We start from the raw sequence: 21,110 nt of genomic DNA on the forward strand, positions 1-21,110 counted from the left end.
TTGGAGCACCTGAGTGGGAAATCTCGAGTGCAGGAGGTCATCCGTTGGGCGCTCACTCGAAAAGTGGCCTGCCTGATTTGGTGGGCGCTTAGCCGAGGAGGAGTCCCGCCTCATGTGGTGAGCGCTCATTCAAGGAGGAATCCCGCGACAGGTGGTGAGCGCTCATTCAAGGAGGAATCCCGCGACAGGTGGTGAGCGCTCATTCAAGGGGGGGCAGCATGATTCAGTGGGCGCTTACCTGAGGGGGTCCGCGTGATTCGCTCGGCGATCACTCGAGGTGGAGTCCGGCGGTTCCCCTCGGTGGTCCTGCCGACCAGTACCCGTTCCGCCGGGGTCTCTGCTCAGGGTCCAGGTGGTGGGGTGGGAGGAAGAAGGGGATGCCGTGCCGGGAGTGCACGGTCCAGGAGCCGTCGTGGATGCGGTGGTGGTGATGGGAGCACAGCAGCACCCCGTCGCCGAGGGTGGTGGTGCCGCCCTTTTCCCACGGGGTGATGTGGTGGGCCTCGCACCAGGTGGCGGGGATGGTGCAGCCGGGGAAGGCGCAGCCCTTGTCCCGGGCCACCAGGGCCCGGCGCAGGTGCGGTGGGAACAGCCGCTGGGCGCGGCCAAGGTCCAGGACCTGGCCTTTGCCGCCCAGGACCAGGGGAATCAGGTCCGCGTCGCAGGCGAGCCGGCGGATGCTGCGGGCCGGGATCTGCTGGGCGAACACCGCATCGCCGGCGTGGTCGAGCTCGCCGGTCAGGGTCCGGTAATCGATGGTGACCATGACCTGGGGGCGGTGCCCGCCGGCGGCCGGAAGGCCGTCGGTGGCCAGGGCGATCCTGCAGGCGCCCACCAGGCCGTCCAGAAGCTGCTGCGGTCGGGTGGGCCTTTCGCGCTCGCCGCGTGCCGAGGCGCTACCGCAGTGCGGGTCGTCGGGTTCCGTCGGATCCTCCACCCCGCTGTCCTCCATCGCATGGTGATTCCCGGACGACTCAGGCGTCCCGTTGGTGGAACCTTCAGCGGCTCCACGGAGGCGGGGGTTGGTGGCGGTGTTCATCACGGTGACGAGGTGTTCGAACTGCTCGTCCGTGGCCCCGATCTCCAGGTAGTGCAGCCCGTTGCGGCGCCCGCGCAGGAACACGCCCTGGCGGGCCCGCAGCAGCTTCTCCGACGGTTCGTCCCCGTCCTGATCTAGGACGCTCTCCCACCGTCGTGCCACCGTCCGCAGAATGTCCTCATCGCTCTGCATCGCCTGGCTGGTGAGATGGTGTTCCATCGCCTCAAGGTCCGACGGTTGGGCAGCGGGCCTCATCCTTTCGACGGCATCCCGGATAAGCGACGCGGCACGGCCGCTCACCTTCCCCTGGTCGAACGCCCTGGCGAGGATCTCCAGCGGAGCCGGTGCCTCCTGTCCACCCGCCGGCACCCGGGGCTGGGTGCTCGAGGCGAGGCGGAGTCGCCGGTTCGCCTCGCTCCGGCTGATCCCAATCCGCCCCCGCAGATAGTCTGCGGTATCCCGAAACTCAGTGCGGGTGTCGCCCCCGTCCGGTCCGGCCACGCCGGGCCACGGCCCTTCCCCGGAGGCGAGGCGGTGCTGCTCCGCGGCATGGGCGCCCAGAACCTGCAGTTGGTCGACAACCTTCGAAAGGTCCTCGATGCGGGCTACGGTTTCCGCGATCTCGTGGCGTCCCAGTAGAAGGAACTTTGCGGCGAAGTCGGCGGCAAACTCAGTGAGCTCGGCATGGAGGGCGGAGAGTAGCTCCCTAGTGCCTGTGTGCTCCTCTACCGGTGCCGTTGCCATGCCTCATTTTATCGAACTGACGTTCGAAATTCCCCCGAAAGCGGCCGATGTGGAGGAGGAGTGGGGGTGGAGATATCCACAGGTGCCGACCCTCCGGTTCGGGCCAGGCCGGATGTGTTCGTGCAGTCGGGGTCCGGCGTCTCGACGCGAGTCGACAGGGGTGTCCCCAGGCGGGTCCGTATCGGATTCGATAGCAAAATTGTGCGGAAACCCTTGACCCGTTACGCGGGCAGGTCTACCTTTAGTCATCAACCGATTGGTTGATCAACTGACAGGTGGATAATGAACCAAGGATCCGAGGAGCAGCTCAACTCGGCATTCGCCGCCCTCGCAGACCCCGTACGCCGGGCTCTCATCGCCCGGTTGTCCCGGGGACCCGCGACGGTCAATGAACTGGCTGAACCGTTCACTATCACCAAGCAGGCCGTCTCGAAGCACATCCAAGTGCTCGAGCAGTCAGGGTTGATCACCCGTACCCGGGAGGGACAACGACGTCCCTGCCACCTTGATCCGGCTGCCCTGGAGGCATTGACCAGCTGGATCGACACTCACCGGCTCACCGTCGAGCGGCAATTCCGCCGCCTCGACACTGTGCTCGACACACTCAAGGAGAAGGAATCATGAGCAACGCAACAGTGATCACTGCAGTTCCGGACCTGCCGTTCATCGACATCGTCCGCGAGTATGACGCCCCACGCGACCTCGTGTACCGCGCCTACACCGACCCCGAACTTGTGGTGCAGTGGCAGGGCCCGGACCGGCTCGCCATGGAACTGGGGGAGTATGACGTGCGCGACGGCGGATCCTGGTCCTTCGTGCACCGCGACACCGACGGCACCGAGTATGGGTTCCGCGGCGTCTTCCACTCGGCAACCCCGCCGGAGCGGATCATCCAGACCTTTGAGTTCCTCGGCGCCCCCGGCTACGTCAGCATCGAGAGCGTGACCTTTGAAGAGCTCCAGGGAGGCCGGACCCGCGCCGTAGCCCACGCCGTCTACCCGACGATGGAGGCCCGCGACGCCATGATCGAAAACGGTATGGAGGGCGGCGTCGTCGAGGGCAACAACCGCCTCGACAAGATCCTTGCCGGCCTGCAGGAACATGCCGACAGCAAGTAGGCGCGCGTGAATCGGGGCCTGTTTCCGTCAGCTTCCGGACGGAAGGAGGCCCCGGCGCGGAGTGGTGCGGTATCAGGCGAGCGTCCGCCTGATTCCCGTTCGGTAGTCAGTGACACTGCCCGGCCCGACGACGGCACCGAACTGGAACGCGTCGACGACGTGCGGCTGTCGAAACTGAGACAGCATCTCGGCCCCCGCCCGCCTCTCCGGATTCGCATCTATCGCCTAACCCTTCCCGTTGGCTCTGCCCCGCGCGACTGCGCCCGCGGCCGCTGCGCTCCGGGAGTGGCGGGCACTCTCGCTCAGCCGCCCACGGGTCGCGGCGATCACGATGACGCCGACGACGGCGGAGACCAGGAGATGCGCCGGTCCGAAGTTCTCGCGGGGGAAGAGCAACGGGAGCATTCCGTCCCCTGGCCACTCCCGCACCGCGGCCGCGTTCCCCGCTGCATGGAACAGCCCCACGAGGAGCAAGCTCGAGGTGCGGTAGTAGAGCCAGCCCGTCACCGCCCGAAAGGGGATCGCGAGCAGGGTAAGCACCAGCAGGAGGACGATCGTTGCCGCGAACGACCCTCCCGCCACGAGCGCGGCATGCTGCAGTGCGAAGAGGGGGGCCGTGAGGAGCGCTGCACGCAGTGCGCCGTGCCGCTGCTGCAGCCGCACCTGCACGAAGCCCGTCCAGGCCACTTCTTCCCAGAGGTTGCTGATGATGAGGCCAAGCACTGTCTGCAGCACCAGGCCCTGGATCAGGGCCGCCGGAATGACCGGACCGGCGGTATCGGGCGGACCCGCAAGGAGGAGCGCGAGAACGAGGGCTCCCAGCGGGACCACGACGACGGTGAAGACGTACCACCAAGGGTTCCGCCGCCAGGTGAGGATGCCGTCCAGGAGGGCCCGAAGTCCTGCGCGTCCGTCGCACAGCCAGGTGAGGACGAGTGCGGGCAGCAGGAGCCCGAGAAGGTTGCTTGCCGTGACGAAGAGAGGCACGGAGAGCTCCACTCCCTGCGCTTCGGCGATGCGCGGAAGGAAGGCAAGCAGCTGCCCCACGGTGAAGAACCATACGAGCAGGGCGGTGAGCGGATGGCGCTTGATGGACGCGATCATGCCTTCACTCACGGCCCTTTCCGGCGGTCACGCTCCGAAAGTTCCTCGGCAAGCCGGGCGAGATCCCTGCTGAGGTCGCGGGCGCGGGCGGCCAGGTCCTCCGGCAGCGCACCGGCCCTCCCCCTCAGGGGTTCCGCTTCCGGCACCGGTTTCTCCGGCCGCGTTGAGCTGCTGTGCTGAGCTGAGTTGTTGTGCTGAGCTGAGTTGTTGTGTTGAGCTGGGTCGTTGGTCCGGCCGACGGACGGTTCCAGACCGGATGACCAGGCACGGCCGCCGGGCAGGAGGTCGCTCGTCCCAGCGCCCCGAGGGGTTGCCGGATCCACGTCGGCAGGGGACTGGATGACATCGATGTCGAACACCACCTGGTCCGGGTGATGCCAGGTCGAGAAGACTTCAACGGGCCTGCCGTCCGTGTCGAAACTCGATCCTTCGAGCAGCAGCACGGGGGCTGAGGCGTCCATACGGAGCAGGCCCATCAGGTCCGAGTCAGCCGGAGCCGCACGGATCTGCCGTTTCCCCGAGACGATGTCGATGCCGTACTTCCTCCTGAGGGCGGCGTGAAGGGAGGCATCCGTCAGCTCGTCCGCCGTGAGGGAAGCGCAGAGGGGCAGCGGAAGCCAGGTGTGGATGACAGCGATCGGGGTACCGTCAATCGACCGGAGCCGCTCGAGTGCAAGGACTTCGGCGGTCCCCAGCGCCGCGGCAATACCCTGCGCCGGCTGCACCGAGAGGGAGAGGACCCGCGTTTCGACCCGAACACCGGCCTGCGCGAGCTGGGTTGAGAGGCCCGTCAGACGGTGCACCAAGCGGTGATGTTCACGCCGGGGAGCCACCGTGCTTCCGCGGCCCCGGCCACGGTCGATCAGGCCCTCAGCAGCAAGGGCACCCAACGCCTGCCGCACCACCGAGCGCGATACGCCGTAGCGCTCCTGAAGCCGTGCCTCACTTGGAAGCACGGTTCCGGGTGGAAGCGAATGGTTCACGATCTGCGCCCGAAGGTGGGTGCTGAGTTGAAGGTGCAGAGGCAGAGGATTCGCGGCGTCGACCGGGCCTTTCCGCCCGGCTGCGCTGGAATTCTTCACCTGGTCGTGCCGCCCTCTGTCCTGTGTGCCTAGGGCTGCGGAGCTACCCCTGGCTCGTGCTCGCGGTGCGCCACACGTGGTCCCAGCCCGGCGCCAGCTGTGCCGCCCGCCGCAATGATAGAACGAGGCTCGCTTCGCGTGCCACTCCCTTTCCGGCGATGTCAAAGGCCGTTCCGTGGTCGACTGATACCCGCACCACAGGCAGTCCCACGGTGATATTGACGCCGTCGTCGCCGTAGACCGCCTTGAAGGGTGCATGCCCCTGGTCGTGATAGCACACGATCACCATGTTCCACTTGCCCTTGACCGCCGCCGGAATGAGGGCGTCCGCGGGCAGCGGGCCGCTGATGTTGACGCCCGCGGCCCGGGCGGCTTCAACGGCAGGGGCGAGGATGTCGGCATCCTCGTCGCCGAACAGACGGTTCTCTCCCGCATGCGGGTTGAGGCCGGCCAGACCGATGGGCTCCTCCGGGCGGCCCAAAGCCCTGGTGAAGGCGTTGACCAGATCGATAACGTTCGCTGTGCGCTCCGGTGTGACATCTTCGATCGCCCGGCGCAGGGACACGTGGGTGGTGAGGTGGAAGAAGTAGAGGTCGCCGGCGGAGAGCACCAGGGAGAAGTTCTTCACCCCGAACTCGTGGGCGAGCAGTTCGGTGTGCCCGGGCCAGTTGTGCCCGCCGGCGTGCATGGCTGCCTTGTTGAGCGGCGCCGTGACGATGCCGTCCACAAGTCCCTCGCGGGCCAGCCTGCAGGCCTCGACCACATACCGGTACGCGCCGTCGCCGGCCGCCGGGCTCAGTTCACCCAGCCGGACATCGGCGAGGGAGGGGCCCGTCTGAAGCAGTTCGATGGTGCCCGGCTGATTCGTCGCCTCCTGCACCGACCGGATCACCCGGACGGTGTCGGGATCGCCACCGACATTGAGGACGCCGGTGCGCATCGCCGCTTCATCCCCGACGACGATCGGCCGGCATTCCGCACGCAGTTCTCGGTGGCCAAGCAGTGACTTGGCCGTGATTTCAGGGCCGATTCCGGCGACGTCGCCGAGGGTGAGCGCGAGGGTGGGGATGCTCATGGAAGTGCCTCCTTGGACAACGGGGTGGACTCAAGCAGCTTACGAACAATACTCACCAGTGAATCCGGCTGCCCGAATCCACCGGCCTTGGTCACGACGGTTTTTCCGGCGGCCTGACCGCCCTCGACGACGCCGACCGGAACGCCCTCTTCGATGGCACCCGAGATAAGGATTGAGCGTGCTTCGCAGGCGCTCAAGACAGCCCGGGCGCCGTCTCCGCCGATCAGCGCGAGGGCCGCGACGTCGCCGCACGAAAGGACGTTCCCGGCGAGGACTGCGAGACCTGCGGCGATCTCGACTCCCCTCACGCCGGTGTCGGAGGCGCGGTCGATTGGAGACAAGACCATCACTACCCCGGGCAGCTCGCCGGAGGGAGCGAGCTGCCGGCCGATCCAGGCGGAGAGCGCCGGGCGGTCGGTTACCACGGCGAGCCCCGGCCGAAGAACGAGAAGCTCCTCAGGTGGGAGCTCGGCGATGAGCCGATTGACCTGCGCCCGAGAGGTGTCGTTGAGAGAGCTGACCACGATAAGGATTCGCCCGTTCCGGGAGGCGCCGCCATCTCGGCCGGCGGCGGGGTCCGGGACGGTGCCAGCGACGCTTTCGCCGGTACGTTCGACGTCGCCATTTTCGACGCCAACGCCTTCCCGGGTACTGGGGGAAGCACTCTCCGAGGCGCCGTCGGGTGTCGAAGCCGCAGCAGGGAGGCCCGCACGGCCCGCCCACACGGCGGCCATCGCCCCCGCCAACCCGGCCGATCCCACTGGAAATGCCCGTGGTCCCAGCTCGCTGATCGCAGCGGCAAGCAGTTCGAGACCCGAGTCGGTGACCGCATCGACGGTCACCATGCCGGATCCGGCCTCGGCTGCGCCCATCAACTGCTCGATGTGGTCGGCCGTTGAGTTTCCCTGCAGTCGAATGCCCGTGCTTCCCGGAATCAGCTGCTGCATCGCGCCTGTGCGGACGGGAGTCACAGGGTCCCTGCCAATCGGCGTATTCTCCACGGGCTCGCCGTTGACCCGTAGCAGGCCATTCTCGACCGTGCGGCCCATCGCGGGGTACGCAGGACAGACGACGGCAAAGGCGCCCGGGTGCCGCTGCTTCCATTCGGCGAGGGCGCCGTCGATCTGCGCCGCGGCGCTTCCCCGCATCGTTGAGTCGATCTTCAGATAGAGGTGATCCGCGCCCGCGCCGACGAGATGCCCGACGGCGTCCGCCGTCGCCCGGCGGGCGGCGTCGTCACCGAGCGCGCGCGCATCGGTGACCACCGCTAGTGCGCTTGAAGGCTCCGCGGGTTCTGGGGGAAGTTCGCCCAGGGCGAGGCGGGAGGACCACCCCGCGCGGGCGAACTGCACCACCGAGTCATTGGCGCCGGTGAGGTCGTCGGCGGCGATCCCGATAACCGCAGGGGCGATACCGATGGGTGACACCGCGACTCACCCGTTCGTTTCACGCCGCCGGCGCCGGACGCTCTCGGCACCATTCACCGTGTCGGCGGTTTGTGCCCTGCCGTCGGCATCACCCGCCGCAGGGGCGTCGTTCCTGCGGCTGGAATCGGCTCCGGCGGCGTTCTGTTGTGTCGCGCCATCATCATGAGGGTGTACCTCGTCTGGTGTCGTCTGTGTTCCCACCTCGGAGAGGGGGGCGTCTTCGTCGTCGTCGAGTCCGCCCTGGCGCTTGAGTACGAAAGTAGCCAGCAGCGGGGCGAAGATCGCCGTCACGAGCACAGCCGAAGCGACCTGTGCCGTGGCCACCTCGACGAACGGCTGGAAGCTTGGATCGGCCGCCGCCACGACCGCGGGAGTCGCGATGGAGTTGCCCGCGGTCGTCGCCGAGGCGATGCCGATGCCGGACTTCCGGCCCCGGCGCAGCATGAACCGGTAGCCGAGGTACACGAGCGTTCCGGTGATCAGGGTTGCCGCGATGCCGACGAAGATTCCGCCCAGGCCGCCGGTAAGGACATTGCCGAGGTTGATGCCGGTGCCGAGGGCAAAGGCGAAGAATGGGATCACGATATTCGGCACAGGACGCATTACCTCGGTCCAGCGGTGGTCCAGGTTGCCGACGATGAATCCGAGGATCAGCGGGATGACTGCGGCGAGCAGGGCAAGGAACGGAATTTCACCAAGTCCGGACGCGCCGAGGAAAAGCAGTGTGAAGAACGGCCCGTCATTGATGGCCGAGGCCATGTACGCGCCGCGGTCCCGGCTGTCGCCGTACCTGCCGGTGAAGGCAAGCCACAGGCCGCCGTTGCTGTTGTCGAAGGAGGCGAGGAGGGCGAGGATCGAGATGCCGAGGATTCCCTCGACGCCGACAATCAACCCAAGGCCCGCCACGAGTGCGGCGGGGATGATCGTCTTGCAGAGCAGGATCACTCCGGTGGTGGCGAGGACCGGGCCGGAGGTTTTCGCGGTGATCTGCATCCCTGTGGCGAAGATGAGGATCGCGATCAGCGGTAGCGCCGACTCCGCGAAGAGTGCTGTAGTGAAGCTTCCGATCTCAAGGAAGCCGGGGAAGAAGGTGCCCACGATCGAGCCGAGGATGAGCGGAATGAGCATCAGACCGCCGGGGATCCTGTTCATTCCGTCAAACAGCGGGACGCGGGACTTGGGATGCGATTCGGCTGCCATGGCGAATCTTCTCTCTACTCGGGCCGCCGCCTTCCGGCACCGGCACCAATGTCCGTACAAGATGTACCAACATTAGAAGTGGCTTTTTCGGCGATGCAACGGCTTGAGGTCCATGCCCATGACGCTGTCAAAAGCTTGCCAATCGCCGTGACTGTTGATCCGCGGGTCCCTGTTGACCCTCACACCCTCGAGGTTTATAGTTACTGTAAGCAACGATTCAGGTGGACGGCCTCTTTCGAGGGGGCGGACTACCTCGCGGCTGGTGAGGCGCCGACCGTAGGTCCTGGGTGGCCCTGAACAGGGACATCGAAGCGTCGCCGAAGGGGAGCGTCCCGCCCGACTGAGATACTCCGCCTTCTCGAGTCCACCTCCTTCACCTTCGCCAGACCGCACACCCGCTCCGCGCCCGCCACATCCACAACGGGCTCGGCGACGAATCTCCAACGCTGCAGGACCCCCCGACGGGCAACGACGACCGCCAGCCACCACCGACTCCCCGTCGGCGATCACGGAAGCACCATGGCAAATTCAACGGCACACCCAACCTCAAATTCGACGCCCGACGCGGCGGCTGGAATCCCGCCAACCGAGTCGACTTCCATGTCGCATGGGCAGATCCTGCAGGCCCTCACCGGACTGCTCGCGGCACTGTTCACGGCGATCCTCAGCAGCACCATCGTGGCCAACGCCCTGCCCACGATCATGGCCGACCTCAACGGCTCCCAGACCGACTTCGCCTGGGTCATCACGGCAGCACTCCTGGCCAACGCCGCCACCACCCCGATCTGGGGAAAGTTCGCCGACCTGTTCGACAAGAAGCTTATGGTGCAGCTCAGCATCGTCATCTTCGTCGCGGGCTCGGTACTGGCCGGCCTTGCCTCGACCATTCCGGTGCTCCTGACGGCCCGGGTCATCCAGGGCATCGCCATGGGCGGCCTCACGGCACTGGCCATGGCCGTCATCGGCACCATCATCCCGCCGCGCGAACGCGGCCGGTACTCGGGCTACCTCGGCGGCGTCATGGCCGTCGCCACGGCCGGTGGGCCGCTGCTCGGCGGCTTCATCGTCGACTCGCCCCTGGGCTGGCGCTGGACCTTCTTCGTCTGCGTCCCTCTCGCCGTCGTCGCCCTGATCCTTCTGCAGTTCACCCTCAAGCTTCCCCACATCCGCCGCAAGGTCAGCATCGACTGGGTCGGTTCAATCCTCCTCACCGCAGGCGTGAGCCTCGCGCTGATCTGGGTGTCCTTCGCCGGCAAGGCCGGATACTACGAATGGTTCTCCTGGGAGAGTGCCGCGATGGTCGGCGGCAGCGTCGTCCTGCTCGGGCTCCTGCTGCTCGTCGAGACCCGGGTGGCCGAGCCCATCATCCCGCTGAAGATCATCTCCGAACGCACGACGGCGCTTGCCATTCTCGCCTCCATCGCCGTCGGAATCGCACTCTTCGCGTCCTCGACCTACCTCGGCCAGTACTACCAGGTGGCACGCGGCGCGACGCCCACCGAGGCCGGCCTGCTCACCCTGCCCATGATCGCCGGCAACCTCATCGGCTCCGTCGGCGCGGGACAGCTCGTGTCCCGGTTCGGCAAGTGGAAGCGGTTCCTCATCCTTGGAGCCGTCTTCCTCATCGCCGGGCTCGGCCTCTCCGGAACTATCGACCACCTCACCGACCTCCGGCTCGTTGGCGTCTACACGTTCCTGTTCGGCATGGGCCTTGGCCTGATGCTTCAGAACCTCGTCCTGGCCGTCCAGAACACCGTGGCGCTGAAGAATGTCGGTTCCGCCAGCGCCTCCGTCGCGTTCTTCCGCTCCATCGGCGGCGCGGCCGGGGTCGCTGTGCTCGGCGCCATCCTCGGCACGCAGGTCACCAACCGGACCACCGAGGGCCTTGCGGCGGCGGGAGTGCCAGCCGACCCCTCCGGTGCGGCCGGAGGAAGCCTCGACCTCGTGAACCTGCCGGAACCGGTCGCCGAGATCATCCGGGCCGCCTACGGTGACAGCACCGCGCTGATCTTCCTGATCACGGCCGGCTTCGCAGTCCTCGCCCTGGTCTGCGTGCTCTTCATTCAGGAACGGCCGCTGCGGCGCACCGTCGACATGGAGCCGGCCCGGGAATCGAAGGATCCGGAGGCGTAGAGCGGAGCCTGCCAATTGGGGTGCGCGTCAGGGGGAGAACCGCAGGAGCCCGGCGTCAATCACCCGCCGCGTCAGTCCCTCGGCCGCGGCCCGCTGCGCCTCCAGACGCACGGCCAGCCGGGGAAACGCCGAAGCGGAACACTCGGCGGCGACGGCAGCCCACAGGTCCGTGACGGTGTTACACCGGATGACGTTCCCGGTGGCGCCCCGGAGCTGCCAGGAGTCCCCGGCGACCTGCACGCGGGGAACCCCCGGCAGCCCAGCGCAGAAGGCGTTGACTGCCGAGGCGACCAGGAGATGCTGACGCAGGGTGCGCACCGGTCCGACGACGTCATCGGCGGCGATGGTCCTGCCGCACGCTCCACACATGGTTCACCGCTTTCCCGGGAGGCTCACGGCATCACGTCGCCTGAGTTGGGCCCGAGGGTCTGCCCCACGAAGAGGTTCCCGCCCGGGTCACTCGCCAGCAGCAGCGCGGTGGGCGCGACCTCCTCCGGCGTGCCGAACCGGCCAAGCGGCAGCTCTTTCCGCTTGGCGGCCTTCCAGTCCTCGGAGATGCCGTCCACCAGTGGAGTCTCGATCGGCCCGGGCGCGATGCAGTTCACCAGCACGTTGTCTCCCGAGACCTCAAGGGCGAGGGACTTGGTCATTCCGATCACGCCGGCCTTCGCGGCACTGTAGTGGCTCAGCCCGGTTCCACCCTTGATGCCCAGCTGCGAGGCGATATTGATGATGCGCCCCCACTTCCGCTCCCGCATCTCCGCCACCACCTCCCGGCAGCACAGGAAGACGCCCGTCAGGTCGACGGCGAGGGTCTCGTTCCACTGGTCGAGGCCCATGTCCTGCAGCGGCGACTCGGTGAGCAGTCCGGCGCTGTTCACCAGGACGTCCACCTGCCCCAGATCCTCCCGGGCCGTAGCGAATGCCCGGGCGACGCTGTGCTCGTCGGCGACGTCGACGGCGATCGTGCCTTCCGCCGCCGTGCGGTCGAGCACCGCCACCCGGGCGCCCCCGGCCCGGAACGCCTCGGCGATGGCGGCCCCGATCCCGCTGCCACCGCCGGTGACGACGACCCCGCGCCCCTCGAACATCAGGCCCTCATCTTCACGGTCAGCCCGCCGTCGACGATGAGCGCCTGCCCCGTGACGTAAAGGGAGGCCTCCGAGGTGAGGAAGCCAATGACGCTGGCCACCTCCTCCGGCCGGCCGACCCGGCCCCACGGGATGTCCTTGCCCGCACGCTCCAGCCCCTCCGGACCCAGCGAGTTGACCGGATCGAGCGACTGCGGAGTTTCGATCAGCCCCGGGATCACCGCGTTGGCGCGGATCTTCCGGGGTCCGAGTTCGACGGCGACGCTGCGCACCAGCCCCAGAACGCCGGCCTTCGCGGCGGCGTAGTGGGCGTGTTCCTCCCACCCGTAAACGCCGCCGGCGATGGAGGACACCGCCACGAGCGCGCCGCCGTCGTTCATCCGCTGTGAGCCCGCCCGCAGGGTGCGCAGCACCCCGGTGAGGTCGACGTTGAGCATGTCGTCCCACTTGTCGTCGGACAGCGCGTGCAGCGGTGCGTTGCGCAGGATGCCGGCGTTGGCGATGGCGTAGTCGAGCCTGCCGTACTCGGCGATGGCACGCTCGGCAAACGCATCGACCGACTCGGTGGAACGGACATCCACTTCGTGGATGATCCCCATTCCGCCCGCGTGCTTCACCGCGTCGAGAGTCTGCTCGGGGTCGTGGGGATCCCCGGGGAAGGTGCCGATGATCGACACCGTCCCACGCTGCGCGTAGTGCACTGCAAGGGCGCGCCCGATGCCGCTCGCCGCACCCGTGATGATCGCGACCTCAGGTTGGGATGTCATGGGGTGACTCCTCCCGCATGACCGCGTCGACGTGTTTGGCGCCCATCATCATGAAGCCCGAGAGCAGGGTGCCCAGGGCGCCGACCCAGAGGGCCGCGGCACCGGTGCCGGCGGCCGTGGCGATGATTGTGAACAGCGCGCCGCCGAGAATAGTGCCCGGCTGGCTCATTGCCCCGATGAAGGCAAGGCCGGTAGCCCGGCAGCTGACGGGGTAGCACTCCGCCATGAAGTACTGGATGGCCGCGTACGGGCCCACGAGGAAGAACAGGCCCGTACCGTAGGTCAGGATGATCAGGAACGGGCTCTCAACCAGCGGGCTCAGCATGACGGCGAACGACAGCCCCGAGATGATCCAGCCGACGATGATGGTGCGCTTGCGGCCGAACCGGTCACCGACGTAGCCGTGGAACACGTAGCCGAAGTAGGCGAGCAGGTTGATGACGATCAGCAGCCAGAACGCCGTGGAGAGCTCGACACCCTTGGCGTTGGCGAGCACCGAGGTTCCCAGGACGCTGAAGATGGCGATGCCGAAGAAGTTGAGGATCCAGGCGAGCGAGAAAATGATGGTGTTCCGCCGCAGCTCCGGTTCCCAGATGCGCTTCAGGGGAGCGGTGGAGGAGTGCTCGACGCCGAAGCTGCGGGCCAGGGCGTGCGCCTCATCGGTCTTGCCCGTCTTCTCGAGCTCGGTCAGGCGGTGGTGGAGCTCAAACTGGGGGGTCTCCTTGAGCTTTTTCGAAATGACGAACACGATGATGAAGGCCGGGATGGTCGCCATGATGTAGAGGGCGCGCCAGCCGAAGAGGGGGAGGAACACGAGGGCCAGGGCGCTCGCGAGGAGGAAGCCCAGCGGCCAGCCGCCCTGGATGAACGAGTAGTGGAAGCCGGGGCGCTTGTGCTTCCGCTCGTCCTCGGTGACCTGGTAGACCTCGTTCATGTAGGTGGCGTTCACCGCCTGCTCGGAGAAGCCGAGGCCGCCGAAGGAGCGGACGAACACGAGCAGGGTGTTGCTGAGGGCGCCGAGCCCGGTGGGGATCAGGGCGGTGAGACCGGAGACGACGGCGGTGCCGCCCACGGTGACCATCATGCCCTTGCGCCGCCCGAGCCGGTCGATGACCGGGCCGATGCCGAAGCAGACAATCGCCGTACCGACGGCGATCCAGGTGTTGATGGCGTACGCCTCCGGTGCGGTCCAGCCGAACTCTTCCTGCATGGCGGGCAGGAGGGTGCCGAACAGGCCGTAGTCAAAGACCGCGACGGTCCAGGCGAGGAGGGCGAGGATGGTCGCCGTCGTCGTGTTCTTCTTGGTGAATGACGGGAAACGGCGCTTTTCGTCTCCCGTGGGCGTCGAGAGGTCGACGCCTGCCTCTTGGGTGGACATTTCAGCTTTCCTTTCGGGGGCTCCGGGCGAGGAATGAATCGGCAATTTCATCGAAGGTGTGCCAGCTGACTCCCTCGTGGGAGTTGAAGTGCTGGATGAGGCGCTCGAGCATGAGCAGGACCTGGGGGCGGCCCGAGACGTCGGGGTGGATGGTCATGGTGAAGACCGCCTCGTCCATCTCGGCGTAGACCCAGTCGAACTGGTCGCGCCACATCTCCTCGAGGTGGCGCGGGTTCACGAATCCGTGCGAATTGGGGGCGGCCTTGATGAACATCATCGGAGGGAGGTCATCCAAATACCAGTTGGCCGGGATCTCGACGAGGTCCGTCTCCTTCCCGCGCTTCAGGGGCTCCATCCAGGTTTCCGCGGGCTGGCCGTAGTCGATCTTCTTCCAGCTGTCGCCGACGCGGATGTAGTAGGGCTCGAAGTCGTTGTGCATCAGGGAGTGGTCGTACTTGATGCCCCGGTCCAGGAGGATCTCGTTGGTGACCGGTGAGAACTCCCACCAGGGGGCGACGTAGCCCGTGGGCCGGCGCCCCGAGACCTTCTCAATCAGTTCGATCGACCGGTCGAGGATCGCCGTCTCCTGCTCACGGGTCATGGCGATCGGGTTTTCGTGGGAGTAGCCGTGGACGCCGATCTCGTGGCCTGCGTCGACGACCAGCTGGGTGAGTTCGGGGAAGGTTTCAAGGGAGTGGCCGGGGATGAACCAGGTCGATGGGAGGCCGTGCTTCTCGAAGAGGCGCACGAGCCTCGGCCCGCCGACCTCGCCGCTGAAAAGCCCGCGGGAGATGTCACAGGGAGAGTCCTCGCCCCCGTACGATCCGAGCATGCCTGCAACGGCGTCGACGTCCACGCCGAATGCTAGTTGGATGTTCTTGGTCATGGGTCAGCCTTTCGACGGGGTGGATAACGGAGGACGGACAGTTGCATGCGGCACGAGGGTTCCGCGCCGGGAGAACTGCTCGGCGATCCGCTGTGGCGGCATTCCGAGCGTGAGGAGCAGTTGGAGCAGGATCCGGGCCTGCGACGGGCGCAACAGTCCCGAGGGGATCGCCCCCGCGGCGTGGAGGTCCTTTCCGCCTCCGCCGCCGTAGACCTGCATGATCGGCCCGGCATGGACGCGGGTGCTGACGACGACGACGACGCCGGCCGCTGTGGCCTCCGCCACGGCCGCACAGATGGCGGGGTTCGCATTGCCGTTCCCGGTTCCCTGCAGCACGATTCCCCGCGCGCCGGCCGCGAGGGATGCCCGCAGGAGGGCGGCGTCCGCGTCCGGATGGGAAGCAACGACGTCGACCCGCGCGGGGTCCGCCCCCGCCGGCGGCAGGGGGAGCGGCTCGTAGACCGGCGGGGCGGGCCGCAGCTCGACCTGCCCGTCCTCGCTCACGGTGCCCGCCGGTTCGAGGTCGGGGGTGCCGAAGGCATGCGCATTCACCGTGTGCGCCTTCCGCACGCCGGCGGCCCGGAAGACGTTCCCAGCGAAGGCAACGAGCACGCCCTGCCCGACGGCGGCGGGTGAGGAAGCGACCGCGAGGGCCCTGCGCAGGTTGCCCGGGCCGTCCGGGTGGTCGTGGTCCGCTGTGTGCTGTGCTCCGGTGAAGACAACGGCACGCGAATCGTCCTGGGTGAGGTGGGCGAGGTAGGCGGTTTCCTCGGTGGTGTCGGTTCCGTGGGTCACCACGATGCCGAGCACGCCGGGGTCCGCAAGGGTGCCTTCGATGGCGGTGCAGATGGTGAGCAGATCGGGGAAGGTCAGCAGGTAGGAGCCCTTCGTCATGACGTCGACCACCCGCACGGGGATGGTGCCGTTTCCGGCGCTGGAGAGCAGCGCGTTCCCGGTGTCGGCGGCCAGGGCGGCACCGCCGGCGGCGTCCGAGCTGCGCGAGGCGATGGTGCCGCCCGTCGCCAGCAGCGCCACATGGGGCGAATGGGTGGTGCTCATTTCACCTCCGGGGTTCCGGTGATGGCGGTGGTGAGGAGGGTGCAGGAATTCGGTGCCGCAGTTCGGGTGCCGCATTCGTTGCGGTGAACTGTCCGAGATGCACTGGATGCAGTGAGCCGCTGACAGGGACGGGGAAACGGAGGCTCGGGAGCGGGGTGGCTCGGGAGCGGCGATCGGCGGGTGCCGGATCGGTCGGTCGGCGGCGGTCCTGGGACCGGGGCCGGTGGCCGTCACGGGTGCTAAGAAGCGAAAGCGGAGGCGGAACGGCAGTCGGGGCTGCGGAACGGCCCGACAGCTGGATAGATGCCGGTCCTGCTCCGCAGTTACCCAATCGTTTGGGTGGCGTGGAATTTACCCTAAAATGTGATCTGGGTCTCGTCAACCGAAATGTCTCCAACAGGTTCATGCTTGAAAGATCGAACGCAACGGGGGAGGAACACGATGCGCGCAGAGGGAACAGGCCGACAACCGATCACCTTGAAGGACCTGGCCGCCGAACTTGGAATCCACCCCTCGACGGTGTCGCGGGTGCTTCACTCGACCTCGGAGATTGCCCGCGGAGCGGCGTCCTCGGCGACCGCCGAGCGGGTCCGGAAACTGGCTCGGGAACGCGGCTACTCGCCCGACCCTGGAGCCGCAAGCCTGCGCACCCGCCGGACGAAGGCCTTCGGGGTGATCGTTCCCCGCCTCTCCGACCTGGTCCTCGCCACCATGTACGAGGGGGTCGAGGAGGCCGCGGCCGAGGCCCGGTACTCCACGTTCGTGATGAACTCCCACGACAACCCCGAGGAGCAGCGCCGCAAGGCCGAGATCATGCTGGCACGCAGGGTGGACGGACTGATCCTCGGTGACATCCACGCAGGCAGCGAACTGGTCCAGGAACTTTCGGCACGGCACATCCCCTTCGTGCTGATGAACCGCAGGTACCCGGGCTTTCCGTCCTCAACCTGCGATGACACCCTCGGCGGAAAGCTCGTGGCCGACCATCTGTGGGAGACCGGGCACCGGTCCGTGGCGGTGATCGCCGGCGAGCCCTATGCCAGCACCGCGGTTGACCGTACGGCCGGCTTCCGCCAGCGCTGGCACGAACTGGGCGGGCAGATTTCCGACGCGGACATCGTCTGGTCTCGGTTCGACACCGAGGGCGGCCGCAAAGCCGCCGAAACCCTCCTGGCCCGCCGGGGCAGAATCCCCACCGCCGTCTTCGCCGTGAATGATTTCGCCGCCATCGGCGCCATGGGTGCCATCCGCTCCCATGGGCTCACCGTGGGACAGGACATCGCCGTCGTCGGATTCAACGACACCTCCTTGGCTGCCCAGCTTCCCATCCCGCTGTCCTCGGTGCGCTCGCCGATGCTTGAGATCGGACGCAGGGCCGTTGAGCTGCTGCGTCGGGTAATCGCCGGGGAGCAGGTTGAGTCCCTCCGCCTGACGCCCGAGCTTTTCGTTCGGGAGAGCAGCGCAGCCACGGCGCCGGCTGCCCGCAATGCGCTCGTGGGGTAGGGCAGGGCGGCCCGAACTCCGGGGAAACGGATCAGCCCCAGATCTGCGAGCGCACCTTCCGCCCCTCGGCCCGTGCCGCCAGCGCCTCCTCGAGGGTGACGGCCCGGAACGAGGTCTTCGTGCCAGGGGCGCTGCGGGCCAGCAGGTCCATGTCGGCGCTGATCACCGTGGCGACCATCGCATAGCCGCCGCCGGAGACGGCATCGCGGTGCAGCACGATCGGCTCCTTGCCGCCGGGGATCTGGATCGAACCCACCGCGTACCCGGCGTCAACGATGTTCGACGGATCGGAGCCCGCACCGAATGGTTGGGCGCGCGGCTTCCAGGCGATGTCGGGCCCGGAGTACCTCAGCCCGGTGCGGTCCGCGACCGGTGTCAGCGTCCAGGTGGCGCTCAGGAGGGTGTCGAGTCCTTCCTCGGTGAGGCGGTGGTCGTAGAGTCCGGGCAGCACCCGGACGGTAACCTCCTTGTCGAAGGAGGGCCGCAGCGCCTCCTCGAGCTCGGTTTTCTCCGCCCCGCCGGTTCCGACGTCCAGTGCCTTCCCGACGGGCAGCACGTCCCCGGCCTTCAGGGCCCTGCCTTCGAAGCCCCCCACCGCACCGAGGGTGTAGGTTGAGCGGCTGCCCAGGACCACCGGAACGTCGATCCCGCCCTGCACGGCCACGTAGTACCGGGTTCCGCCGCGCAGCATGCCGAAGGAGACCTCATCGCCTGCGGCGATTTCAAGCCGGGACCACTGCGGCTGCGGCTCCCCGTTGACCTTGAGGTCGACGGGCGCGCCGGCGACGGCGATCACCGCGTCGGCGTCGGTGGTGAACTTGGGGCCCAGGTAGGTGCATTCGAGGACCGCCTCGGCGGCGGTGTTGCCCGCCAGTGCGTTGGCCATCTCGGCCGACAGTGAGTCCATCGCGCCGCCCTGCGGGATGCCGACGTTGTAGTAGCCGGGCCGTCCCTGGTCCTGCACCGTCGTCGCGAGTCCGGGTTCGAGGATATTAATGGCCATGAAGGCGCTCCAGAAGGTCTCTGTTGTAGGCGGTGGGGTCATCGAGCGCCCGTTGGAGGTCGAAGACCACCGGTGCCTGACGGTAGGTGTAGGTGCCGGCGTCGACCTGCGCCTGGATGTCCCGGTACTCCGCCTCCTCGACGGGCCGGAACTTCACGATGTCGCCGGGGCGGAAGAAGATCATAAAGTCCCGGAAGTCTCCGAGGCGCTGGGCCGGGTCGAAGATCGGCGCCGCCGCGATGCCGAACATCTGGTACCCGCCGGCCCCCCGCACCGAGTAGATGCACGCGAAGCAGCCGCCGTGGCCCACCGTCAGCGCCGGGGTGTCGGTGCGCGGGCTCAGGTACTTCGGCACCTCCAGCTGATCCTTCTGCGGCACGATCTGGAACATGAAGGGCAGCCCCGCCACGAACCCGACCATCGAGACGAGCCAGGGCGATTCGTGGTGGCGCCGGATGAACTCGGCGGGGGAGTCCAGCCCGTTCTCCTCGGCAGCGAAGTCGAGGTCGGTGCCCTCGGGGCGCTGGTGCCCCTTGCGGAAGCGCGCCCCGGTCTCCCGCGTGTAAGGGTCGTCGTACCAGACCGGCACCTCGATGATGCGGGTGTCGAGGGTCTGGTGGCTCGAGTGCGCCACCTCGTCCTCAACACCGCGCACTTCGCGCTCCAGCCGGTCCGGGGGGATGATGTCCGGGTTGAAACGGAGAAGCAGCGACGCGTTCGCCGGGCAGATGTCGGTCACCCCGGGCAGGGAGCGCTCGGTCAGGAGTGCCGCCATCGCGTTCGCCTTGTAGTTCGCCGCAAGGCTCATGGCCTCGGCGATCTCAACGAACAGGAACTCGTCCCCGCCCCAGGTGTAGCGTGCATCGGTCCGCTGGACCGCGGTGTCTGTCATGGGGTCACTCCCAGTAGCTCGGGGGTCGATTCGATGAACTTGGTCGAGTGGACGACGTCGCGCACCTCGCTGCGGGCAAGCACCGCCTGCAGCAGGGGCAGGGTGGTCTTCACGCCCTCGATGCGAAGCTCGTCGAGGGCCCGGAGCGAACGGGCGATGGTGTCCTCCCGGCGCGAGTCCCACACGATGAGCTTGGCCAGCAGCGAGTCGTAGAACGGGGCGACGACTGAGCCGGTGACGACGCCCGAGTCCACCCGGATGCCGGGGCCGCCGGGCCAGTCGAGGCGGGACAGCGTGCCCGGGCTCGGCAGGAAGTTGCTCGCCGGGTCCTCGGCGTTCACCCGGAACTCGAATGCGTGGCCGGTGAAGGTGACGTCCTGCTGGGACAGGCGGAGCACACCGTCGCGCGCCACGAGGATCTGCTCGCGGACGAGGTCGAGGCCGGTGATCATCTCGGTGACGGGGTGCTCGACCTGCAGCCGGGTGTTCATCTCGATGAAGGCCGCCTCGTGGGACACCGGGTCGTAGAGGAACTCGACGGTGCCAAGGCCGCTGTAGGCGCACAGCTTCCCGAGTTCGATGGAGGACGAAAGGATCTTGGTCCGCACCGGTTCGGGCAGACCCGGGGCGGGTGCCTCCTCGACGACCTTCTGCTGGCGCCGCTGCAGGGAGCAGTCGCGGTCGCCAAGGTGGATCACGTGTTCGCCGTCGCCAAGGATCTGCACCTCAACGTGCCGGGCGGCGGAAACGAACTGCTCGAGGTACACCGACGCATCGCCGAAGGCACCCTGGGCCTCCGCCCGGGCCATTCCCAGGGTTGATTCGAGTTCCTCCGGACCTGTGACAAGGCGGATCCCGCGTCCGCCGCCGCCGGCTGATGCCTTCACCACCAGCGGATAGCCGACTTCTTCGGCGATGGCGGCGGCGTCGTCGTCCGGAGAGAGGCTGCCGTGGCTGCCGCGGAAGGTGGGGACGCCCGCGTCCTCCGCTGCCTGGCGCGCCCGCGACTTGTCGCCCATCAGTACGATGGCGTCCGCGGCCGGGCCGATCCAGGTCATTCCGGTGTCGGCGACGGCGCGGGCAAACGCGGCGTTCTCCGAGAGGAAGCCGTAGCCGGGGTGGACGGCGTCGCACCCGGTGGCCGTGGCGGCCCCGAGCACCGCCTCGACATTGAGGTAGCTTTTGCCCGCCGCGGCGGGGCCGATCACCTCCACCTCGTCGGCAAGATCGGCGGCGTAGGAGGTGGCGTCGGGTTCGCTGGCTGCCAGCACCGTCTGCAGGCCCAGCTCACGGGCCGTGCGGATAATCCGCACGGCGATCTCGCCGCGGTTGGCGATGAGGAGCTTGGAAAAGGTCATTACTCGGCCACCACTGCGATTACGTCGCCCGGGTTCACGGCTCCTGCATCTTCGACGGCGAAGCTCTCGAGGGTGCCGCTGACCTCGCTGCGGACCTCGGAGAACTGCTTCATAATCTCGACCATGCCGATGGCCTGGCCGGCCTCAATGCGATCCCCCTCGGTGGCGAAGGGCTCTTTGTCCGGGGCGGGCTTCCGGTAGAAAATACCGGGGAGCGGGGAGATGATGTCAGCCATGGTGCGGATCCTTCC

The 21,110-nt window shown here is 67.5% G+C and carries 19 protein-coding genes and 1 pseudogene; 4 read left to right on the plus strand and 16 right to left on the minus strand.

Annotation, left to right across the window (positions count from 1 at the left end; all coding sequences use genetic code 11):
* Positions 1–268 precede the first annotated feature (268 nt).
* Positions 269–1,783, minus strand: a complete 1,515-nt coding sequence (locus tag GVV86_RS12655) for an HNH endonuclease signature motif containing protein (RefSeq protein WP_159802993.1) — start codon at positions 1,781–1,783, stop codon at positions 269–271.
* A gap of 282 nt (positions 1,784–2,065) precedes the next feature.
* Here GVV86_RS12655 and GVV86_RS12660 point away from each other — a divergent pair, with 282 nt between their 5' ends.
* Both GVV86_RS12660 and GVV86_RS12665 read left to right on the plus strand, forming a co-directional pair.
* The gene (locus GVV86_RS12660) at positions 2,066–2,407 is read left to right on the plus strand and encodes an ArsR/SmtB family transcription factor (RefSeq protein WP_159802994.1); all 342 of its coding nucleotides are present in this window, start codon (positions 2,066–2,068) and stop codon (positions 2,405–2,407) included.
* A complete protein-coding gene (locus GVV86_RS12665; protein WP_159802995.1) occupies positions 2,404–2,901 on the plus strand; it encodes an SRPBCC family protein in 498 nt (165 codons plus the stop codon). Before GVV86_RS12660 ends, GVV86_RS12665 begins: the two co-directional genes overlap by 4 nt.
* 225 nt (positions 2,902–3,126) lie before the next feature.
* On the opposite strand, the gene GVV86_RS12670 is transcribed toward GVV86_RS12665, so the two are convergent.
* Genes GVV86_RS12670 through GVV86_RS12690 form a run of 5 tightly spaced genes read right to left on the minus strand, consistent with a single transcriptional unit; the run spans position 3,127 to position 8,789 of the window.
* Positions 3,127–4,017: a CPBP family intramembrane glutamic endopeptidase gene (locus GVV86_RS12670; protein WP_159802996.1), complete on the minus strand. Its 891-nt coding sequence runs from the start codon at positions 4,015–4,017 to the stop codon at positions 3,127–3,129.
* Positions 4,014–5,087, minus strand: a complete 1,074-nt coding sequence (locus GVV86_RS12675; protein WP_159802997.1) for a GntR family transcriptional regulator — start codon at positions 5,085–5,087, stop codon at positions 4,014–4,016. Before GVV86_RS12675 ends, GVV86_RS12670 begins: the two co-directional genes overlap by 4 nt.
* 43 nt (positions 5,088–5,130) lie before the next feature.
* The gene (gene pdxA, locus GVV86_RS12680; RefSeq protein ID WP_159802998.1) at positions 5,131–6,162 is read right to left on the minus strand and encodes a 4-hydroxythreonine-4-phosphate dehydrogenase PdxA; all 1,032 of its coding nucleotides are present in this window, start codon (positions 6,160–6,162) and stop codon (positions 5,131–5,133) included.
* Positions 6,159–7,589 carry a four-carbon acid sugar kinase family protein gene (locus tag GVV86_RS12685; protein WP_159802999.1) on the minus strand — a complete coding sequence of 477 codons (1,431 nt, stop codon included), beginning with the start codon at positions 7,587–7,589 and terminating at the stop codon, positions 6,159–6,161. The genes pdxA and GVV86_RS12685 overlap by 4 nt, the downstream gene beginning before the upstream one ends.
* A gap of 6 nt (positions 7,590–7,595) precedes the next feature.
* On the minus strand, positions 7,596–8,789 hold the full coding sequence (locus tag GVV86_RS12690; RefSeq protein WP_159803000.1) for a 2-keto-3-deoxygluconate permease: 1,194 nt from the start codon (positions 8,787–8,789) through the stop codon (positions 7,596–7,598).
* A gap of 600 nt (positions 8,790–9,389) precedes the next feature.
* Between GVV86_RS12690 and GVV86_RS12695 the strand changes: the two are divergent.
* Positions 9,390–10,901, plus strand: a pseudogene (locus GVV86_RS12695) (MFS transporter); the annotation flags it as partial.
* 48 nt (positions 10,902–10,949) lie between these two features.
* On the opposite strand, the gene GVV86_RS12700 reads toward GVV86_RS12695, so the two are convergent.
* From GVV86_RS12700 to GVV86_RS12725, 6 genes are read right to left on the minus strand one after another with little or no spacing between them, the layout of a single operon-like run.
* A complete protein-coding gene (locus GVV86_RS12700) occupies positions 10,950–11,291 on the minus strand; it encodes a hypothetical protein (RefSeq protein ID WP_159803001.1) in 342 nt (113 codons plus the stop codon).
* A 23-nt stretch (positions 11,292–11,314) separates the two neighbouring features.
* Positions 11,315–12,013 carry an SDR family NAD(P)-dependent oxidoreductase gene (locus tag GVV86_RS12705; RefSeq protein WP_159803002.1) on the minus strand — a complete coding sequence of 233 codons (699 nt, stop codon included), beginning with the start codon at positions 12,011–12,013 and terminating at the stop codon, positions 11,315–11,317.
* Entirely contained in the window at positions 12,013–12,780 is a 768-nt protein-coding gene (locus tag GVV86_RS12710; RefSeq protein ID WP_159803003.1) for an SDR family NAD(P)-dependent oxidoreductase, read from the minus strand. Before GVV86_RS12710 ends, GVV86_RS12705 begins: the two co-directional genes overlap by 1 nt.
* Positions 12,764–14,158 carry an MFS transporter gene (locus GVV86_RS12715; RefSeq protein WP_159615218.1) on the minus strand — a complete coding sequence of 465 codons (1,395 nt, stop codon included), beginning with the start codon at positions 14,156–14,158 and terminating at the stop codon, positions 12,764–12,766. Before GVV86_RS12715 ends, GVV86_RS12710 begins: the two co-directional genes overlap by 17 nt.
* 1 nt (position 14,159) lies before the next feature.
* Positions 14,160–15,044, minus strand: coding sequence for a polysaccharide deacetylase family protein (locus tag GVV86_RS12720; RefSeq protein WP_159615220.1), 885 nt, complete (start codon positions 15,042–15,044; stop codon positions 14,160–14,162).
* A 3-nt stretch (positions 15,045–15,047) separates the two neighbouring features.
* The gene (locus GVV86_RS12725) at positions 15,048–16,103 is read right to left on the minus strand and encodes an asparaginase (protein WP_159803004.1); all 1,056 of its coding nucleotides are present in this window, start codon (positions 16,101–16,103) and stop codon (positions 15,048–15,050) included.
* Between the two features lie 441 nt (positions 16,104–16,544).
* Here GVV86_RS12725 and GVV86_RS12730 point away from each other — a divergent pair, with 441 nt between their 5' ends.
* Positions 16,545–17,606, plus strand: coding sequence for a LacI family DNA-binding transcriptional regulator (locus GVV86_RS12730; protein WP_159803005.1), 1,062 nt, complete (start codon positions 16,545–16,547; stop codon positions 17,604–17,606).
* A gap of 31 nt (positions 17,607–17,637) precedes the next feature.
* Here GVV86_RS12730 and GVV86_RS12735 read toward each other — a convergent pair whose 3' ends face one another.
* The 4 genes from GVV86_RS12735 to GVV86_RS12750 are packed head-to-tail and all read right to left on the minus strand — an operon-like array spanning position 17,638 to position 21,095.
* On the minus strand, positions 17,638–18,609 hold the full coding sequence (locus tag GVV86_RS12735; protein WP_159803006.1) for a 5-oxoprolinase subunit C family protein: 972 nt from the start codon (positions 18,607–18,609) through the stop codon (positions 17,638–17,640).
* Complete coding sequence (locus GVV86_RS12740; protein WP_159803007.1) at positions 18,599–19,501, minus strand: 5-oxoprolinase subunit B family protein; 903 nt, start codon at positions 19,499–19,501, stop codon at positions 18,599–18,601. Before GVV86_RS12740 ends, GVV86_RS12735 begins: the two co-directional genes overlap by 11 nt.
* Positions 19,498–20,859 (minus strand): acetyl-CoA carboxylase biotin carboxylase subunit, encoded by a 1,362-nt coding sequence (locus GVV86_RS12745; protein ID WP_159803008.1) that lies wholly within the window; start codon positions 20,857–20,859, stop codon positions 19,498–19,500. Before GVV86_RS12745 ends, GVV86_RS12740 begins: the two co-directional genes overlap by 4 nt.
* Positions 20,859–21,095, minus strand: a complete 237-nt coding sequence (locus GVV86_RS12750) for an acetyl-CoA carboxylase (RefSeq protein ID WP_159615232.1) — start codon at positions 21,093–21,095, stop codon at positions 20,859–20,861. Before GVV86_RS12750 ends, GVV86_RS12745 begins: the two co-directional genes overlap by 1 nt.
* Positions 21,096–21,110 lie beyond the last annotated feature (15 nt).

Source organism: Arthrobacter zhaoguopingii, assembly GCF_009828595.1.
Taxonomy (GTDB): Bacteria; Actinomycetota; Actinomycetes; order Actinomycetales; family Micrococcaceae; genus Arthrobacter_D; species Arthrobacter_D zhaoguopingii.

What these genes read in the sequence shown, in the direction of transcription:
- GVV86_RS12655 (WP_159802993.1), bottom strand. Translation starts at nt 1,783, where the DNA reads ATGGCAACGGCACCGGTAGAGGAGCACACAGGCACTAGGGAGCTACTC.
- GVV86_RS12660 (WP_159802994.1), top strand. Translation starts at nt 2,066, where the DNA reads ATGAACCAAGGATCCGAGGAGCAGCTCAACTCGGCATTCGCCGCCCTC.
- GVV86_RS12665 (WP_159802995.1), top strand. Translation starts at nt 2,404, where the DNA reads ATGAGCAACGCAACAGTGATCACTGCAGTTCCGGACCTGCCGTTCATC.
- pdxA (WP_159802998.1), bottom strand. Translation starts at nt 6,162, where the DNA reads ATGAGCATCCCCACCCTCGCGCTCACCCTCGGCGACGTCGCCGGAATC.
- GVV86_RS12690 (WP_159803000.1), bottom strand. Translation starts at nt 8,789, where the DNA reads ATGGCAGCCGAATCGCATCCCAAGTCCCGCGTCCCGCTGTTTGACGGA.
- GVV86_RS12700 (WP_159803001.1), bottom strand. Translation starts at nt 11,291, where the DNA reads ATGTGTGGAGCGTGCGGCAGGACCATCGCCGCCGATGACGTCGTCGGA.
- GVV86_RS12705 (WP_159803002.1), bottom strand. Translation starts at nt 12,013, where the DNA reads ATGTTCGAGGGGCGCGGGGTCGTCGTCACCGGCGGTGGCAGCGGGATC.
- GVV86_RS12710 (WP_159803003.1), bottom strand. Translation starts at nt 12,780, where the DNA reads ATGACATCCCAACCTGAGGTCGCGATCATCACGGGTGCGGCGAGCGGC.
- GVV86_RS12715 (WP_159615218.1), bottom strand. Translation starts at nt 14,158, where the DNA reads ATGTCCACCCAAGAGGCAGGCGTCGACCTCTCGACGCCCACGGGAGAC.
- GVV86_RS12720 (WP_159615220.1), bottom strand. Translation starts at nt 15,044, where the DNA reads ATGACCAAGAACATCCAACTAGCATTCGGCGTGGACGTCGACGCCGTT.
- GVV86_RS12725 (WP_159803004.1), bottom strand. Translation starts at nt 16,103, where the DNA reads ATGAGCACCACCCATTCGCCCCATGTGGCGCTGCTGGCGACGGGCGGC.
- GVV86_RS12730 (WP_159803005.1), top strand. Translation starts at nt 16,545, where the DNA reads ATGCGCGCAGAGGGAACAGGCCGACAACCGATCACCTTGAAGGACCTG.
- GVV86_RS12735 (WP_159803006.1), bottom strand. Translation starts at nt 18,609, where the DNA reads ATGGCCATTAATATCCTCGAACCCGGACTCGCGACGACGGTGCAGGAC.
- GVV86_RS12740 (WP_159803007.1), bottom strand. Translation starts at nt 19,501, where the DNA reads ATGACAGACACCGCGGTCCAGCGGACCGATGCACGCTACACCTGGGGC.
- GVV86_RS12745 (WP_159803008.1), bottom strand. Translation starts at nt 20,859, where the DNA reads ATGACCTTTTCCAAGCTCCTCATCGCCAACCGCGGCGAGATCGCCGTG.
- GVV86_RS12750 (WP_159615232.1), bottom strand. Translation starts at nt 21,095, where the DNA reads ATGGCTGACATCATCTCCCCGCTCCCCGGTATTTTCTACCGGAAGCCC.